This is a genomic window from Streptomyces pallidus (ex Mingjun et al. 2026), assembly GCF_051550185.1.
GTDB lineage: Bacteria > Actinomycetota > Actinomycetes > Streptomycetales > Streptomycetaceae > Streptomyces.
On sequence record NZ_CP196181.1, the window covers coordinates 6,288,740 to 6,305,266 of the forward strand.

Below are 16,527 nucleotides of genomic sequence, written 5' to 3' on the forward strand. Positions count from 1 at the left end.
CGTGCACAGCGCGGCGGCGGCCCGTTCTCAATGCCCGGGGGCGCCCGCTGCGTGCGGCGCGGCCCCCGCCACCGGATCCCGGGGCGGCGCCGACCGGCGCCACACCAGCCGCCAGTGCTCCGCCCGCGCGGCCAGCACCGCCCCGTCCCGCGCCGTCGGGGTGGCGCCGAGGCTCACCCCGCAGCCCGCGCAGAGTCGGTGGCGGTGGTGGCCGTCGCGGAGGACCCGGGTGCCGCGGTCCGTCCCGCAGACCGGGCAGCCCTCCGGGGCCCCGGACGCGGTGCGCAGGATCCGAGCCATGACGACGTGCAAGGGCTCGTCCGGGTGGAACTCGGGATCGGGACACCACAGGCGCCGCGCCGGCTCCGGCGGGTTCGGCACGCGTACGCCCGAAGCCTTCTGGACGGTCCGCCGGACCTGCCAGGCGGCGTACTCGGCCCGCCACAGCTCCCGCGCGGCGTGCAGTTCCTCCACCGCCCACACGAGCGCACCCGGATCGTCCTCCAGCCGGGCCGGGATCCCGGCGCTCACCGTCAGGTGGTGGTAGGTCGCGCGGAAACCGTACGGGGCGAACTCCGTCAGGCAGGTCCACAGGGCCGACAGCCGCCGGCGGGGCGGGCGGGAGACGTTGTGGACACGGCGGCGGTGCGTGGCGAAGCTGGTCACGGCCCGACCGTATGCGAGCACGCCCGGCCTTGCCGACGGCGGCCCGGCGGGAGCCGTCAGCCGGTCGGGGTCAGGAGGCAGCGGCCCACCAGGCCCACGCCCGCGTCCAGCGACTCCGTGAACTCCTCCGCCAGGTCGGGGGAGCGGCGCAGCCCCCACAGCAGGCGGGCCGCCGACCAGGCGGCCCCGCGGGCCCGTTCCAGGCTCCACGAGCCGAGCAGGTGCGTCAGCGGGTCGGCGACCTCCAGCAGGTCGGGGCCCGGCATCAGGTCCTCCCGGATCCGCTCCTCCAGGCTGACCAGGGCGTCACCGACCCGGTCGAAGTCGGCCTCCAGCGCCCGCGGTTCGCAGCCCAGCGCCCGGCAGGTGGCGACCACCGCCAGTGCCAGGTCGTGGCCGACGTGGGCGTTGATCCCGGCCAGCGCGTGCTGCAGGGGCCGTACCCCGGGGTGGCGCCGGTACTGCAGCAGCGGCCGCCAGCAGGCGGGGGCCCGGTCCGCCTCCACGGCCGCCAGGTACCGCTGCGCGAACCGCACGCTGAGCGTCTCCGCACGCCGGGGCGCGGGGAACTCCCCGCGGCGGATGCGCTCGTGCAGCGTCTCCGTCACCGTCAGGTACACCCGGTTGAAGACGGCAACGCCGTCCCGCGCGGGGAGCCGTTCGTCCAGGGCGCGCATCCGCGCGAGCACTTCGTCCACGGGAGGCAGGGTCCCAGCCGGCGGCCCGCATCCGGGGAACTTGGCCGTCTGCTTCGCCGGTTCGGGCGAACCGGCTCAGGGGCGCCCGTCCGCGCCGCCGGCGGTCCCGGTGCCGCCGTCACCGTTGCCGGCGTCCGCGTCGTACGTGGAGGTGCCCTCGTCGAGCAGTGGTTCCTGCTCCTTCATGTGCGCGGGGGCGAAGTAGCGCAGCGTGTGGTAGCCGGTGATCACGACCAGCGTGCCGAGGGCGATCCCGCCGATCTCGAAGGAGTCGGACAGCTGGAGCCTGACCCCGCCGATGCCGATGATGACGCCCGCCGCGGCCGGCACCAGGTTCAGCGGATTGCGCAGGTCCACCCGGCCGTTGAGCCAGATCTGGGCGCCGAGCAGGCCGATCATGCCGTAGAGGATGACGGTGATCCCGCCGAGCACCCCGCCGGGGATCGCGGCGACGACCGCGCCGAACTTGGGGCACAGGCCGAAGAGGAGGGCGAAGCCGGCCGCCGCCCAGTAGGCGGCCGTCGAGTAGACGCGCGTGGCGGCCATGACGCCGATGTTCTCGGAGTAGGTGGTGTTCGGCGGGCCGCCGACGGCGGTGGACAGCATGGACGCGGCGCCGTCGGCGGCGATGGCCGTGCCGAGGGTGTCGTCGAGCGGGTCGCCGGTCATCTCGGCGACGGCCTTGATGTGCCCGGCGTTCTCGGCGATCAGGGCGATGACCACGGGCAGGGCGACGAGGACCGCCGACCACTCGAACCGCGGGGCGTGGAAGGCGGGCAGGCCGATCCAGTCGGCCTTCGCGACCCCGGAGAGGTCGAGCCGCCAGTGGTCCACCGGCTCGGTGTCGCCGGCCGGCGAATGGATCATGCCGAAGAGGAGGTCGAAGAGGGCGGAGACCGCATACCCGAAGACCAGCCCGAGGAAGATCGCGATGCGCGACCAGAACCCGCGCAGGCAGACCACGGCCAGCCCGGTGGCCAGCATCGTCAGCAGGGCCGTCCACTGGTCCTGCGGCCAGTACGTCGAGGCCGTCACCGGCGCCAGGTTGAAGCCGATCAGCATGACCACCGCACCGGTCACCACCGGCGGCATCACGGTGTGGATGATCCGCGCGCCGAACCGCTGCACCACGAGCCCGGCCAGGAACAGGGCCACGCCGACGGTGAACAGGGCGCCGGTGACCACCGCGCTGTCCCCGCCCGAGGCGCGGATCGCCGCCGCCACGCCCACGAAGGACAGCGAGCAACCCAGGTACGAGGGCACCCGGCCGCGCGTGGCCAACAGGAAGACGATCGTGGCCACACCCGACATCATGATCGCCAGGTTGGGGTCCAGGCCCATCAGGACCGGAGCGACGAAACTCGCCCCGAACATCGCCACGACGTGCTGGGCGCCCAGCCCCGCGGTCCGCGGCCACGTCAGCCGCTCGTCCGGCCGCACCACCGCGCCGGGGGCGGGGATCCGCCCGTCTCCGTGCAGGGTCCAGCGCACGCCGAGGCCCATGTCCCACCCACCATTTCCGTCGAGCCGGTCGTTGAAGCATCCTGGCCGCGGAGGATCGGTCAGCTCGCCGCGGCCAGCGTTATATTACGGCCGCATACCGGTGGGTTCGTCCCGATTGGTGGGCACGGCCCCCTTCTCGACGGCGGGCCGCGGTCGCAGCGCCGTCGCCCCCACGGTCAGCCCGAAGGCCAGCAGCGTGACCAGCCCGAAGGACACCACGAGCGAGGTCGCGTCCGCCACCGCGCCGATCGCCGACGGGGCGATCAGCCCGGACGTGTACGTGATCGTCGCGACCCCCGCGATGGCCTGTGCGGGCGCCGGCCCGCTGCGCCCGGCCGCCGCGAAGGCCAGCGGCACCACCACCGCGACGCCGAGCCCGATCAGCCCGAAGCCCGCCATGGCCGCGGCCGGATGCCGGGCCGTCACCACCAGCAGGCCCCCCGCCGTGGCCAGCGCCCCGCCCGCCCGGACCGTCCGCACCGCCCCGAACCGGTCCACCACCCGGTCCCCGGCGAGCCGCGCGAGGGTCATGGTGAGCGCGAACGCCGTGGTGCTCGCGGCCGCGAGACCGGCGTCCGAGTCCAGCACGTCCCGCAGGTAGACCGCCGACCAGTCCAGGCTCGCCCCCTCCGCGAAGACCGCGCAGAACCCGATCAGGCCGATCAGCAGCACGGACGCCGGCGGCCGCGCGAAGTGCGGCGGCGCCGGCTCGTCCGCCCCGCTGCGCAGGTCCAGTACGCCCTGTACGGCGGCCAGCCCGGCCGCGGTCAGCACCAGCGCGGCCAGCAGGTGGTGCAGCTGCGCCCCCGCCCCCGTGTGCGCGGCGGCGGTACCGGCGGCCGAACCCAGCAGGGCGCCCGCGCTCCACATCCCGTGCAGCGAGGACATCACCGAGCGGCCGAGCCGGTTCTCGGTCTCCACGCCGAGCGCGTTCATGGCCACGTCCGACATTCCGGAGGCGGCGCCGTAGGTGAAGAGCGCCGCGCACAGTGCCGGCAGGTTCGGGGCCAGGGAGGGCAGGGCGAGGGACAGCGTCCACAGGGCCAGCATCACGCGCAGCGCGGGCCGGGCCCCGAGGCGGTGGTTGACCCGCCCGGCCAGCGGCATGGCGAGCGCCGCGCCGAGCGCGGGGAAGGCGAGGGCGAGGCCGAGGGCGCCCGCCCCGAGCTGGGCGTGGTCCTGGATCCAGGGGATGCGGGTGGCGAAGGAGCCGGTGACTGCCCCGTGGATGCAGAAGACGGCGGCGATGGCGAGGCGGGCGCGGCGCAGCCGCGCGGGGCTGGGATCGGATTCCCCGGTCATGGGCACGAAACTATCAGGAAGGCTGCCTGATGGTAAGGAGAGCTCCTTAGGATGGGGCCGTGACTGCTGCCAAGGTCCGGCCCACCGCCGCCCCGTCCCCCGCCTCGCCGAGCACGGCCCGCGCCCTCAACGACCGCCTCGCCCTGCGCCTGCTGCGGGAGGAGGGCCCCCTGACGGCCGCTCAGCTCAAGGCGCTCACCGGCCTGTCCCGCCCCTCGGTGGCCGACCTGGTCGAGCGGCTCACCGAGGCCGGGCTGGTCGAGGTCGTGGGGGAGTCCGGCGAGCAGCGCCGCGGCCCCAACGCCCGGGTGTACGGGATCGTCGCCCGCCGCGCCCACCTCGCGGCGCTGGACGTACGGACCGACAGCGCGACCGCCGTGGTCACCGACCTGCTCGGTCGCCCCCTGGCCGAACGGGCGCTGCCCGTGGACGCGGTCGAGGAGGCCGTGGACGCACTGGAAGCGCTGGCGGCCGAGGCGGGCGCGGACCGGCTGCACACGGTGGTGGTCGGCGCCCCCGGCCTGGTGGCCCGGGCCGGCGGGGAACTGCGCAGCACGGCCGGGCTACCGGCCTGGCACCGGGACCTGCTGGCCGCCCTCCGGCGGCGGCTGCCCGCACAGGTCGCCGTGGAGAACGAGACCAACCTGGCCGCACTGGCCGAGCAGCGCGTGGGCGCCGCCCGCGACGCGGACTCCTTCGTCCTGCTGTGGCTCGGCGCCGGCGTCGGCGCGGCCGTGGTCCTGGACGGCCGGTTGCGCCGGGGGGCCTCCGGCGGCGCGGGCGAGATCGGCTTCCTCCCCGTGCCGGGCACGGGGGCCCTGCCCTCCGGCGCCGACTGCGCGGGCGGCTTCCACAGCCTGGCCGGCCGGGCCGCGGTGGCCGGGCTCGCAGCCGCGCACGGCTTCACCGGGCCGGTGCGGGACGCGGTGGCCGGAGCCGCCGGGGACGCCTTCCTCGACGCCCTCGCCGAGCGGATCGCCCTCGGCGCGGCCGCCGTCACCGCCGTCCTCGACCCCGGGTGCGTGGTGCTCGGCGGGGAGACCGGCCACGCGGGCGGAACCGCCCTCGCGGACCGTGTCGCCCGCCGGCTCGCCGCCCTGACCCCCGTACCGACCTCCGTCCGGGCCACCGCCCTCGGTGACCCGGCGGTCCTCGCCGGAGCCCGGCTCGCCGCGGCCGACGCCGCCCAGGCGGTCCTCTTCGGCACCTGACGGCGCGGTCGCCGCCCGCCCCCGGTGCGCCCCGCGCCGCGCCCCGGGCGGCTGCCGCCCGGCTCAGGACCGCCCGGCTCAGGACCGGTCGGCCAGGTAGTCGGCGAAGGTGACCTTGCCGACCGCGTGCTGCGGGGTCAGGTTGCCGCCGCGCCGGAAGGCCGCGTACGCCTTGCCCGCCAGCGGCAGCGCGAGCACCCGGCGCCCGCCGCGGCCCGTCGCCTCCAGGTACGCCTGCCCCAGCTCCACCAGCGTGCGCACCTCGGGCCCGCCCATGTCCGGGACCCGGCCCGCCGGGAGGGGCACCGCCAGCTCGGCCATCCGGTCGGCGACCTCTACCACGGAGACCGGCTGCACCCGTACGCCCTTCGGCAGCACGACCGGCAGCAGCGGCACCTTCGCGACGGTGTCCGTGACCGTCGCCACCAGGTCGTGGAACTGCGTCGTCCGCAGGATGGTCACGCCCAGCCCCGACTCCAGGAGCATCCGCTCCACCCGGTGCTTGACCCGGTAGTAGCCGAACGGGACCACGTCCACGCCCACGATGGAGATGTAGACGACGTTCGTGACGGTCCCCGCCCGCCGGGCCGCCTCGATGAGGTGCCCGGCGGCCACGTCGTCCCCGCCGCGCGGACTGGACGCGCAGTGCACGACCACCTCCGCGCCCGCCATCGCCGCGTCCAGCCCCCGGCCGTCCGTCAGGTCGACCGGGTGCTCCCGGGAGCGCCGGCTGAGGGCCCGCACGTCGTGGCCCGCCGCCCGGAGCCGGGCGAGGACCGGCGTGCCGAGGGTTCCCGTACCGCCCGTGACGAGGATCGTGCTCATGGTGTCCGTACCTTCCCTGGGGAGTCGCTTTCACCAGCAGGGATTGGACAGCGGTCAGGAATGTGACAGCTGCCGCCGCAGGAACTGCAACTTGTACGGGTTGACCACCGCCCGCACGTCCCGCACCAGCCCGTCCTCGAACTCCACCACCAGCACCCCGGAGCCGCCGACGACCAGCGCGGGCTCCCCGTTGACCACGGCGAGGTCGAGCGGGAGGCCCGCGGCGTACTTCTGCAGCGCCCCGACCAGGAACCGGGCCACCCGGTCCCGGCCGACGACCGGCCGCCGCGCCGCGCTCACCACGCCGCCGCCGTCCGACACGTACCGCACGTCGGCGGTGAGCATGCCCTCCAGCCGGGCCAGGTCGCCGTCCCGGGCCGCCGCGAGGAAGGCCGCCACCAGCCCGCGCCAGCGCGCCAGGTCCGCCTCGAAGCGCCCCCGCCCCGGGGTCGCCGACCGGCCTTCCGCGGCCCGGCCCTGCGCCACCCGGGCCGACGCCCGCCGGTGGAGCTGCCGGCAGTTGGCCTCGGACAGGTCGAGGAGTCCGGCGATCTCCCGGTGGCCGTACGCGAAGGCCTCGCGCAGCACGTACACGGCCCGCTCCACCGGAGTGAGCTGTTCCAGCAGGAGCAGCAGGGCCATCGACACGCTGTCGCGCTGCTCCGCCGACTCCAGCGGCCCGAGCGCGCCCGAGTCGGTGAGGACGGGCTCCGGCAGCCAGGGCCCGACGTACTCCTCGCGCCGGGCGCGCGCCGAGGTGAGCCGGTTCAGGCACAGGTGGGTGACGGCCTTCGCCAGCCAGGCGCCGGGGTGTTCGACGTCGCCGCGGTCCGCCGCGCTCCACCGCAGCCAGGCGTCCTGGACGGTGTCCTCGGCCTCGCCGGCGGAGCCGAGCATGCGGTAGGCGATGCCGAACATCCGGGACCGGTGCTCCTCGAACTGCGCGGTGCGGGCGGCGGCGGAATGGGTCACCGCAGCAGGGTACGGGCGCACCGATCCGGCGGGCGGGCGGGCGGGCCGGGCGTGCGGGCCTCGCGGAGGGACCCGGCGGGCGGCGAGGACCCGGCGGCCGCCGGGCCACCGGGTCCTCACGTCTCGACCCCCTCGGGCCGCGCGGTCCGTCCCCGGAGCTGCCGCCCGGGGTCAGCAGGCGCCCAGGTCCTTCCAGACGCCCCAGTCTCCGGTGGTGCCGGGCTCCTCGTTCTGCGTCCACCACTGGGCCCTCCAGTTGCGGCCCTTGTGGGAGACGACCGTCCCGCCGGTGTAGACGCCGCCCGCCACGTACGCCGGGTTCGTGCAGGTGCCGCCCGGCGGCGGGCTGGTCGGGGGCTGGCTCGTGGGCGGCTGGCTGGTGGGCGGCTGGCTCGTCGGGGGCTGGGAGCCGCCGCCCGGTTCCACCAGAGTGGTGCCGCGTGCCAGGTCGCCGGCCAGGGCGTACGTGGTGCCGGAGACGCTCACCGTCCAGTTGGAGGGGGTGGACACCGGCAGGTAGTAGTTGAACGCCAGGTCGACGGAGGCGCCCGGGGTCAGCGACTGCCAGGCCGGCAGCTTCAGCGACACCCGGTGGAAGTCGCCCTTCAGACCGCCGGTGTTGGGGCCGGTGTGGCCGCTGCTGATCACCTTGGTGCCGAAGCCGGACTGGTCGGAGGCGTTGTTCGGGGCCGAGGTCGCGTAGTCGAACTGGAACTCGGTGCCGCCGGGCAGCGCGACCCCGGTGTTGTTGGTGATCTTGATCTTGGGGGTGATCGGGTAGTTCGAGTCGCCGAGCTTGAAGTCGGTGAACTCGACCTTCACGTCGACGGCCCGGTCCGGCAGCGCGGTGGCGCCGGCCTTCTTCGCCCCGTACGGGGTCGCGGCCCTGAACTTGTCGTACATCAGCGAGGTGAGCGTGGAGCCCATCTCGTACTGGCCCTTGGCGGCGTTCCAGGCGTAGTCGCCCGCCATCTCCCACACCATGGTCCCGCCGATGCCGCGGTCGACCACGTAGTCGGCCTTGGCGGCCACGGACTGCTCGTCCTCGGTGGACAGGAACACCCTCTTCTGCGCGTTCCACAGCCAGGGCGCGACGAGGGCGGCGTCGTACTTGCGGACGTAGGTGCCGGTCAGGGTGGTGTTCGCCGGGAAGCCGTACCGGGTGACGTAGTCGCCGACGATCCCCTTCTCCAGGTTCTTGGCGTGCCACATCGGGTTCGAGCCCGCCGGGGCCTCGTTGCCGTTGTCGTCCTTGTCGTGCCACAGGTTGTCGATGCCGACCGCACCGTCACCGCACTTGGTCAGGCCCGAGCCGGCCGGGCAGCCGGCGGCCGCGGCCCTGCCCCACAGCCCGTCGGTTCCGCCCTGCACGTTCTTGTGCCCGCGGGTGTAGTACGGCAGCCCGATGTTGATCCGGCCGGCCGGCATGGAACCGCGGAAGTAGTGGTACGCCCAGTCGGTGTTGAGGTAGCCGATGCCGCCGTACTGCTGGGAGCCGTAGACGCCGGCGGCGGCGAGTTCGCCGTCCTTGCCGTCGTCGAAGAGGGAGGCGTTGGGGCCGACGTACTCGTTCCACGCGCCGTGCAGGTCGTAGGACATGATGTTGACGTAGTCCAGGTACTTCTGCATCTGGTACGTCTCCATGCCGACGTAGTCCAGGTACTTCTGCATCTGGTACGTCTCCATGCCGCGCAGCAGGTAGCCGGAGGAGGGGGCGGCCACGGTCAGCAGGTAGTGCCTGCCGTCGGCGGCTCCGGCCCGGTCCAGCTTCTCGCGCAGGGTCTTCATCAGCGCGTCGTAGCCCTTGACCAGACCGGCCCGGCGGGCGTTGGCCGTGGACCAGTCCAGCGGGTTGCCCGCGTCCTTCATCGACGTCGGGTACTCGTAGTCGATGTCGACGCCGTTGAAGCCGTACTTCTTGACGAAGGCGACGGCGGAGTCGGCGAAGGTGTTGATGCCCGCCTGGTTGACGGAGCCGTCCGGGTTGGTCGCCATCGCGTAGAAGCCGCCGGAGGCCACCCGGGCGCCGTTGTCGTCGAAGTAGCCGCCGGTCTCGGCCCAGCCGCCCACCGAGATCAGCGTCTTCACGTCCGGGTGCTGCTTCTTGTACTTCGTCAGCAGGTTGAAGTGGCCCTTGTAGGGGAGCGCCGGGTCCATCTCGGCCCCGGCCACGCCCGGCCAGGTCATGCCGGTGGCGGCGTTGTCCGGGCCGTCCGAGCCGACCGAGATCCTGTGGTCGCCGCCGACGTGGGCGAAGGCGTAGTTGATGTGGGTGATCTTGTCCCACGGGATGTCGTTCGCGAGGTAGGCGGGCTGGCCGTTCTTGCCGGTGCGCCAGCCGGTGAAGTAGCCGATCACGCGCCGCTGGTGGTCGGAGCCCATCTTCTCGCGGCCCTCGGCGTCGTAGACCGAGCAGTACGGGACGTCGATCCCGGGGGTCCGGTGGAGGCCGTCCGGCCGGCAGGACTCGTTGTCGGCGGCGTGCGAGACGCCCGCCGAGAGCCCGCCCGCCAGCAGTCCGGCGATCGCCGCGCCGGCTGCCAGGAGCAGTGCTCTCGTGCGTGTGGGGGACAGCATGGTGCCTCCTGGGGAAGGGAGGAGTGCAGGACACAACAGGCAGGGAAGTGGTGCGTGTCGGCCCGCGACGTGCGCACATCTGACGGGCTGTCTCCCGGGGAGGGTGAAGGGAACGTTAAGAGGACTAGACCAAGTCGTCAATAGGTCTGGACCAATCCCGGTGCACTTGACGGACTCCGCCGGAACCGCCCGCTTGTGACTCAGGCCACAGCATTTCTCCCGCATGGCTCCCGATCGCCCGTGGCAGACTGGCAGGAGTACCAGTAGAAGCAGCGCACTCCGGGGTCGGTGCAATTCCGAACCGGCGGTATAGTCCGCGACCCGTCCGCAGCCAGCGGCCGGTTGACCAGGTGAAATTCCTGGACCGACGGTTAAAGTCCGGATGGGAGGAAGTGCGCGGCGGGCAGTCACACCGGTACGCCGCCGTCGGCGGTCCCCGTACGCGTCCTCCCGGGACGCGTACCGAGCGGACCGTTCCTCCGGCCTCGGCGTCCCCGCGTGCCTGTACCGCTCATCTGTCGTAGCCCGACAGGCCCCGGAGTCCGTGCCCGAAGAGGCAGGAGGACCCGGTGGCACCCCACGCCGCGCACGCACCGCACGAAGCGGAGGCGGACGCCCGCGCCATGCGCCGCGCCGTCGAGCTCGCGGCCCGCGGCCTCGGCTCCACCAGCCCCAACCCGGTCGTCGGCTGCGTCATCACCGACGCCTCCGGCACCGTCGTCGGCGAGGGCTGGCACCAGCGCGCCGGCGGCCCGCACGCGGAGGTCCACGCCCTGCGCGCGGCCGGCACCGCCGCCCGCGGCGCCACCGCCTACGTCACCCTGGAGCCCTGCAACCACACCGGCCGCACCGGCCCCTGCGCCCAGGCCCTGATCGAGGCCGGCATCAGCCGCGTCGTCTACGCCGTCCCCGACCCGAACCCGCAGGCCAGCGGCGGCGCCACCACCCTGCGCGCCGCCGGGATCCCCGCCGAGGGCGGGTTCCTCCAGGCCGAGGCCGAGGCCGGCAACGCCGCCTGGCTGACCGCCGTACGACTCGGCCGGCCCCACGTGACCTGGAAGTACGCCGCCACCCTCGACGGACGCAGCGCCGCCGCCGACGGCACCAGCCGCTGGATCACCTCCCCGGAGTCCCGCGCCGACGTCCACCGCCTGCGCGCCGAGTCCGACGCCGTCCTCGTCGGCGGCGGCACCCTGCGCGCCGACGACCCGCACCTCGCCGTGCGCGGCATCGACGGCGCCACCCAGCCGCTGCGCGTCGCCCTCGACACCCGCGCCACCCTCCTGCCGACCGCCCGCATCCTCGACGACGCCGCACCCACCCTGCTCGTCGTCGGCGAGGACGCCGACACCCGGCACCTGCCGCCCGGCACCGCCGTGCTCCGGCTGCCCCTGCACGACGGCCGCGTCGGCGTCCACGACCTGCTCACCGCGCTCTACGCCCGCGGCGTCCGCGCCCTCTTCCTCGAAGGCGGCCCCACCCTGGCCGGAGCCTTCCTCGAAGCCGGCGCCGTCGACCGCGTCATCGGCTACGTCGCCCCGGCCCTCCTCGGCGCCGGACCCGCCGCCCTCGCCGGAGCCGGCATCACCACCATCGCCCGGGCGGTCCGCCTGGAGATCACCGAGGCCGTCCGCACCGGCACCGACCTGCGCATCACCGCCGTCCCCACCACCGCCCACAAGGAGCACTGAGTGTTCACCGGAATCGTCGAAGAACTGGGTGAGGTCACCGCCGTCGAGCAGCTCTCGGAAGCCTCCCGCTTCCGCCTGCGCGGCCCCCTCGTCACCGACGGCGCCAAGCACGGCGACTCCATCGCCGTCAACGGGGTCTGCCTGACCGTCGTGGACACCGCCGACGGCGAGTTCACCGCCGACGTCATGCAGGAGACCCTCAACCGCTCCAGCCTCGGCGCCCTGCAGGCCGGCTCCCGCGTCAACCTGGAGCGCCCCATGGCGCTCGGCGGACGGCTCGGCGGCCACCTCGTCCAGGGGCACGTGGACGGCACCGGCACGATCCTCGCGCGCACCCCCTCCGAGCACTGGGAGATCGTCAAGGTCTCCCTCCCGGCGGGCCTCGCGAGGTACGTCGTGGAGAAGGGCTCCATCACCGTCGACGGCGTCAGCCTCACCGTGGTCGAGGCCGCCGCCGACCACTTCACCATCAGCCTCATCCCCACCACCCTCGCGCTGACCACGCTCGGCATCAAGCAGCCCGGCGACCCGGTCAACCTGGAGGTCGACGTCCTCGCCAAGTACGTCGAGCGCCTGCTCGCCGCCGGCGTCGACCCCCTCGCCGCACGCGCCGACGAAGCGAAGGAGACCGACCGGTGACCGCCCTGAGCTGGCTCAACGCAGAGGCGTTCACCGTCTTCGGACAGAAGGTCATCTGGTCCGACATGATCGGCAACCTGATCGGCCTCGCCGCCCTCGCCCTCGGCTGGCGCCGCTCCATCTGGACCTGGCCCGCCCAGCTGCTCTCCGGCGTCGTCCTCGTCGCCGCCTACGCCTCCGCCCACCTCTCCGGCGGCGTCGGCAAGCAGCTCCTCGTCATCGGCGTGGCCGCCTGGGGCTGGAGCGCCTGGCACCGCGGCAAGCGGCAGGCCCAGGACGGCTCCCTCGCCGTACGCACCGGCACCTGGGCCGAGCGCGGGCTGCTCCTGGCCGGCGCGGCCCTCGGCACCCTCGCCGTCGGCGGCCTGTTCACCCTCTACCCGGACCTGTCGTGGAGCCCGTGGGCCGACGCCTACATCTTCGTCGGCACCGTCGTGGCGATGGTCGCCCAGGCCCGCGGCCTCGTGGAGTTCTGGTTCGCCTGGCTCCTCGTCGACCTCGTCGGCGTCCCCCTCGCCTTCACCAACGGCCTGGCCTTCTCCGGCCTCGTCTACGTCGTCTACTTCGCGCTCGTCCTGTGGGGCGCGCACGACTGGTACCAGCGCTCGCGCACCACCACCGCCCCGGCCCTGGAAGGAGCAACGGCATGACCACCCTCAAGCCCGTCCCCGACTTCGACGCCCTCCTCGAGGAGTCCTTCCGGCTCGACCCCGTCGAGCAGGCCATCCGCGACATCGCGGCCGGCCGGCCCGTGGTCGTCGTCGACGACGAGGACCGCGAGAACGAGGGCGACCTCGTCGTCGCCGCCGAGAAGATCACGCCCGAGATCGTCGCGTTCATGATGAGCGAGTGCCGCGGGCTGATCTGCGCCCCCATGGAGGGCCCCGAGCTGGACCGGCTCGAACTGCCCCAGATGGTGCAGAACAACACCGAGTCGATGAAGACCGCCTTCACCGTCTCCGTCGACGCGACCGCCTCGCACGGCGTCACCACCGGCATCTCCGCCGCCGACCGCGCCACCACCCTGCGCCTGCTCGCCGACGGATCCTGCGAGCCCTCCGACTTCGTCCGCCCCGGCCACATCTTCCCGCTGCGCGCCAAGCCCGGCGGCGTCCTCGTCCGCAACGGCCACACCGAGGCCGCCGTCGACCTCGCCCGTCTCGCCGGCCTGCGCCCCGTCGGTGCGATCGTCGAGATCGCCGGCGAGGACGGCGTCATGCTCCGGCTGCCCGAGCTGATCCCGTTCGCCCGCAAGCACGGCCTGTCGATCATCTCCATCGCCGACCTGATCGACTACCTGCGCTCCGCCGAGCCGACCGTCCACCGCGAGGCCGAGGTCACCCTGCCGACCTCCTTCGGCGACTTCACCGCGTACGGCTACCGCTCCACCGTGGACGGCGTCGAACACGTCGCCCTCGTCCACGGCGAGGTCGGCCAGGGCGAGGACGTCCTCGTCCGGGTCCACTCCGAATGCCTGACCGGCGACATCTTCCACTCCCTGCGCTGCGACTGCGGCCCCCAGCTGCACGCCTCCATGGCCCGCATCAAGGAGGAGGGCCGCGGCGTCGTCGTCTACCTCCGCGGTCACGAGGGACGCGGCATCGGACTGGTGTCCAAGCTGCGCGCGTACGAGCTCCAGGAGCGCGGCCGTGACACCCTCGACGCCAACCTCGAACTCGGCCTCCCGGCCGACGCCCGCGACTACGCCGCCGGCGCGCAGATCCTCGCCGACCTCGGCGTCCGCAGCGTCCGGCTGCTGACCAACAACCCCGACAAGACCGCCGCCCTCGTCCGGCACGGCATCGCCGTCAACGACCGGGAGCCGATGCCGATCGAGGCGGGCGAGCACAATCTGCGGTACCTGCGCACCAAGCGGGACCGGATGGGACACGACCTGCCGTGGCTGGGCGAGACCGTGCCCGCCGCCTGCGGCAACCAGTAGCACGACACGACCCCGTACGTCCGTGCATCCGTACACCCGGACCACGCACCACCACCACGAACACACGAACACGAACCACCGAGGAGCACAGCAGTGAGCGGCAAGGGCGCACCCGAACTGAGCGTGAGGAACTGCGGAGACCTGCGGGTCGCCGTCATCGCGGCGCAGTGGCACGAGAAGGTCATGGACGGTCTCGTCGACGGCGCCCTGCGCGCCCTGCACGAGCTGGGCATCGACGAGCCCACCGTGCTCCGCGTCCCCGGCAGCTTCGAGCTGCCGGTGGTGGCCAAGGTACTCGCCGGTCGCGGTTACGATGCCGTCGTCGCCCTCGGCGTGGTCATCCGCGGCGGCACCCCGCACTTCGACTACGTCTGCCAGGGCGTCACCCAGGGCCTGGTACAGGTGTCGATCGACACCGGAGTCCCCGTCGGCTTCGGTGTTCTGACCTGCGACAACGAGGAACAGGCGCTGGACCGCGCCGGCCTTGAGGGGTCGAACGAGGACAAGGGGCACGAAGCGGTCATCGCCGCCGTCTCCACCGCAGCCACCCTGCGGTCCGTCAGCGAACCCTGGCGCTGAGTGGCGGCCGACAACCCCGTATTCTGAGGACCATCATGGCGAACGAACCCCTCAAGACCTTCGAAGAGCTCTTCACGGAGCTCCAGGCCAAGGCCGCCGCCGGCGATCCCGGCACCTCCCGCACAGCCGAACTGGTCGCCAAGGGCGTCCACGCCATCGGCAAGAAGGTCGTCGAGGAGGCCGCCGAGGTCTGGATGGCCGCCGAGTACGAGGGCAAGGAAGCCGCCGCCGAGGAGATCTCCCAGCTGCTGTACCACGTCCAGGTGATGATGGTGGCGCGCGGGATCTCCCTCGACGATGTCTACAAGCACCTCTAGACACACCCACAGCACCCACACCCATCGCACCCCGCACTGAAGGAAGCCTCATGCTGCGCATCGCCGTCCCCAACAAGGGCTCACTCTCCGGAGCGGCGTCGGCGATGCTCCATGAGGCCGGCTACCGCCAGCGCAAGGAGTCCAAGGAGCTCGTGGTCGTCGACCTCGAGAACGAGGTGGAGTTCTTCTACCTCCGCCCCAAGGACATCGCGATCTACGTCGCCTCCGGCCGCCTCGACGTGGGCATCACCGGCCGCGACCTCCTGCTCGACTCGGGCGCCAACGCCGAGGAGATCCTTCCCCTCGGCTTCGGCAGGTCCACCTTCCGCTACGCCACCAGGCCCGGCACCGCGAAGGGCCCCGAGGACTTCCACGGGATGACCATCGCCACCTCCTACGAGGGCATCGTCGCCAAGCACCTCGCCGACCAGGGCGTCGACGCCTCCGTCGTGCACCTGGACGGCGCGGTCGAGACCGCCATCCAGCTCGGCGTCGCCGAGATCATCGCGGACGTCGTCGAGACCGGCACCAGCCTGCGCAACGCCGGCCTCGAAGTCATCGGCGAGCCGATCCTCAAGTCCGAGGCCATCGTCGTCCGCCGCACCGGCGCCGAGACGGACAACCCGCAGGTGCAGCAGTTCCTGCGGCGCCTCCAGGGCGTCCTCGTCGCCCGCAGCTACGTGATGATGGACTACGACTGCCGCGCCGAGCACCTCGAACGAGCCGTCGCCCTCACCCCGGGCCTGGAGTCCCCGACGGTCTCCCCGCTGCACAACGAGGGCTGGGTCGCCGTCCGCGCGATGGTCCCCGCCAAGGACGCCCAGCGGATCATGGACGACCTGTACGAACTCGGCGCCCGCGCGATCCTCACCACCTCGATCCACGCCTGCCGCCTGTGACGCGTACGCAGACCCGTACGCCCGCCCGTACGCCGTCGCCCGACCCGTACGCCCCCTGAAGAAGGCATCACCAGCACCATGGCCGAGTCCGCCGCCCCGCCCGCACTGCCCGCCCTGCCGGTCACCTTCCGGCCGACCCGCACCCGGGTCGTGCTCCTGAGCGTCGGGCTCGCCATGTTCGCCACGATCACAGCGATCGCCGTCATGCTGGAGAACCTCAGCGGCGGGGAGCGGATCAGCTTCCTCTTCACCGCCGTCCTGCTGACCTCCGTCCTCGTCCTGCTCAGCCGCCCCAAGGTGGTCGCGGACGAGACGGGCGTCACCGTGGTCAACCTCACCACCACCCGCCGCCTGGAGTGGGCGCAGATCCTGCGCGTCAACCTCCGCCCGGGCGACCCCTGGGTGTTCCTGGACCTCAGCGACGGCACCAGCCTGCCCGCCCTCGGCATCCAGCCCGGCGTGGCCAAGCAGCAGGCCATCGGCGACGCCCGCGCCCTGCGCGCCCTCGCCGAAGCCCGCGGAACCGGGCGCCACGACCACTGAGACGGCCGCCGCCGACAAGCGGACCGCTGCGTCCCATTGCGGCGGCGATCTCAATGACTACCCTGGTGGCGGGGCGCAGCCGTGCGCCCTTCCGCCGGCCCCGGGACCCCGAGGCCCGTGGGCACCTGCAACTCGAGGAGTGACCCCCTCCGGCAATGGACGG

The 16,527-nt window shown here is 73.4% G+C and carries 16 protein-coding genes and 1 riboswitch; of the genes, 9 read left to right on the forward strand and 7 right to left on the reverse strand.

The features are described 5' to 3' along the window. Positions 1 to 27 precede the first annotated feature (27 nt). The 4 genes from ACSHWO_RS27960 to ACSHWO_RS27975 all read right to left on the reverse strand — a co-directional run bounded on the left by ACSHWO_RS27960 (position 28) and on the right by ACSHWO_RS27975 (position 4,169). A complete protein-coding gene (locus ACSHWO_RS27960) occupies positions 28 to 666 on the reverse strand; it encodes a hypothetical protein (RefSeq protein ID WP_438315993.1) in 639 nt (212 codons plus the stop codon). 56 nt (positions 667 to 722) lie between these two features. Continuing rightward, positions 723 to 1,373, reverse strand: coding sequence for a DUF5995 family protein (locus ACSHWO_RS27965; RefSeq protein ID WP_438319290.1), 651 nt, complete (start codon positions 1,371 to 1,373; stop codon positions 723 to 725). 66 nt (positions 1,374 to 1,439) lie between these two features. After that, positions 1,440 to 2,867 (reverse strand): uracil-xanthine permease family protein, encoded by a 1,428-nt coding sequence (locus ACSHWO_RS27970; RefSeq protein WP_438315996.1) that lies wholly within the window; start codon positions 2,865 to 2,867, stop codon positions 1,440 to 1,442. A gap of 84 nt (positions 2,868 to 2,951) precedes the next feature. Beyond that, on the reverse strand, positions 2,952 to 4,169 hold the full coding sequence (locus ACSHWO_RS27975; RefSeq protein ID WP_438315999.1) for an MFS transporter: 1,218 nt from the start codon (positions 4,167 to 4,169) through the stop codon (positions 2,952 to 2,954). Positions 4,170 to 4,228: 59 nt separating this feature from the next. On the opposite strand from ACSHWO_RS27975, the gene ACSHWO_RS27980 reads away from it, so the two are divergent. After that, positions 4,229 to 5,380, forward strand: a complete 1,152-nt coding sequence (locus ACSHWO_RS27980; protein WP_438316002.1) for an ROK family transcriptional regulator — start codon at positions 4,229 to 4,231, stop codon at positions 5,378 to 5,380. A 78-nt stretch (positions 5,381 to 5,458) separates the two neighbouring features. Here the strand turns inward: ACSHWO_RS27980 and ACSHWO_RS27985 are convergent, their stop codons facing one another. From ACSHWO_RS27985 to ACSHWO_RS27995, 3 genes are all read right to left on the reverse strand, one after another. After that, positions 5,459 to 6,205: an SDR family oxidoreductase gene (locus tag ACSHWO_RS27985; RefSeq protein WP_438316005.1), complete on the reverse strand. Its 747-nt coding sequence runs from the start codon at positions 6,203 to 6,205 to the stop codon at positions 5,459 to 5,461. A gap of 54 nt (positions 6,206 to 6,259) precedes the next feature. Next, positions 6,260 to 7,177: an RNA polymerase sigma factor SigJ gene (gene sigJ, locus ACSHWO_RS27990; RefSeq protein ID WP_438316008.1), complete on the reverse strand. Its 918-nt coding sequence runs from the start codon at positions 7,175 to 7,177 to the stop codon at positions 6,260 to 6,262. Between the two features lie 171 nt (positions 7,178 to 7,348). Then, positions 7,349 to 9,754, reverse strand: a complete 2,406-nt coding sequence (locus ACSHWO_RS27995) for a chitinase C-terminal domain-containing protein (RefSeq protein WP_438316011.1) — start codon at positions 9,752 to 9,754, stop codon at positions 7,349 to 7,351. 270 nt (positions 9,755 to 10,024) lie between these two features. After that, positions 10,025 to 10,154: riboswitch (FMN riboswitch) on the forward strand. Positions 10,155 to 10,377: 223 nt separating this feature from the next. Between ACSHWO_RS27995 and ribD the strand changes: the two genes are divergently transcribed. The 8 genes from ribD to ACSHWO_RS28035 all read left to right on the forward strand — a co-directional run bounded on the left by ribD (position 10,378) and on the right by ACSHWO_RS28035 (position 16,364). Next, positions 10,378 to 11,445: a bifunctional diaminohydroxyphosphoribosylaminopyrimidine deaminase/5-amino-6-(5-phosphoribosylamino)uracil reductase RibD gene (gene ribD / locus ACSHWO_RS28000; protein ID WP_438319291.1), complete on the forward strand. Its 1,068-nt coding sequence runs from the start codon at positions 10,378 to 10,380 to the stop codon at positions 11,443 to 11,445. Beyond that, positions 11,446 to 12,084, forward strand: coding sequence for a riboflavin synthase (locus ACSHWO_RS28005; protein ID WP_361091311.1), 639 nt, complete (start codon positions 11,446 to 11,448; stop codon positions 12,082 to 12,084). Continuing rightward, a complete protein-coding gene (locus ACSHWO_RS28010) occupies positions 12,081 to 12,734 on the forward strand; it encodes a nicotinamide mononucleotide transporter family protein (protein ID WP_361091308.1) in 654 nt (217 codons plus the stop codon). The genes ACSHWO_RS28005 and ACSHWO_RS28010 overlap by 4 nt, the downstream gene beginning before the upstream one ends. Beyond that, complete coding sequence (locus ACSHWO_RS28015) at positions 12,731 to 14,026, forward strand: bifunctional 3,4-dihydroxy-2-butanone-4-phosphate synthase/GTP cyclohydrolase II (RefSeq protein WP_361091305.1); 1,296 nt, start codon at positions 12,731 to 12,733, stop codon at positions 14,024 to 14,026. Before ACSHWO_RS28010 ends, ACSHWO_RS28015 begins: the two co-directional genes overlap by 4 nt. Positions 14,027 to 14,119: 93 nt before the next feature. After that, positions 14,120 to 14,605, forward strand: coding sequence for a 6,7-dimethyl-8-ribityllumazine synthase (ribH, locus tag ACSHWO_RS28020; RefSeq protein ID WP_179176489.1), 486 nt, complete (start codon positions 14,120 to 14,122; stop codon positions 14,603 to 14,605). Positions 14,606 to 14,640: 35 nt separating this feature from the next. Continuing rightward, complete coding sequence (locus ACSHWO_RS28025; protein WP_361091301.1) at positions 14,641 to 14,922, forward strand: phosphoribosyl-ATP diphosphatase; 282 nt, start codon at positions 14,641 to 14,643, stop codon at positions 14,920 to 14,922. 50 nt (positions 14,923 to 14,972) lie between these two features. Beyond that, positions 14,973 to 15,821 (forward strand): ATP phosphoribosyltransferase, encoded by an 849-nt coding sequence (gene hisG / locus ACSHWO_RS28030; RefSeq protein WP_361091298.1) that lies wholly within the window; start codon positions 14,973 to 14,975, stop codon positions 15,819 to 15,821. 78 nt (positions 15,822 to 15,899) lie between these two features. Then, the gene (locus tag ACSHWO_RS28035; RefSeq protein WP_385805270.1) at positions 15,900 to 16,364 is read left to right on the forward strand and encodes a PH domain-containing protein; all 465 of its coding nucleotides are present in this window, start codon (positions 15,900 to 15,902) and stop codon (positions 16,362 to 16,364) included. The last annotated feature ends 163 nt before the right edge of the window (positions 16,365 to 16,527 follow it).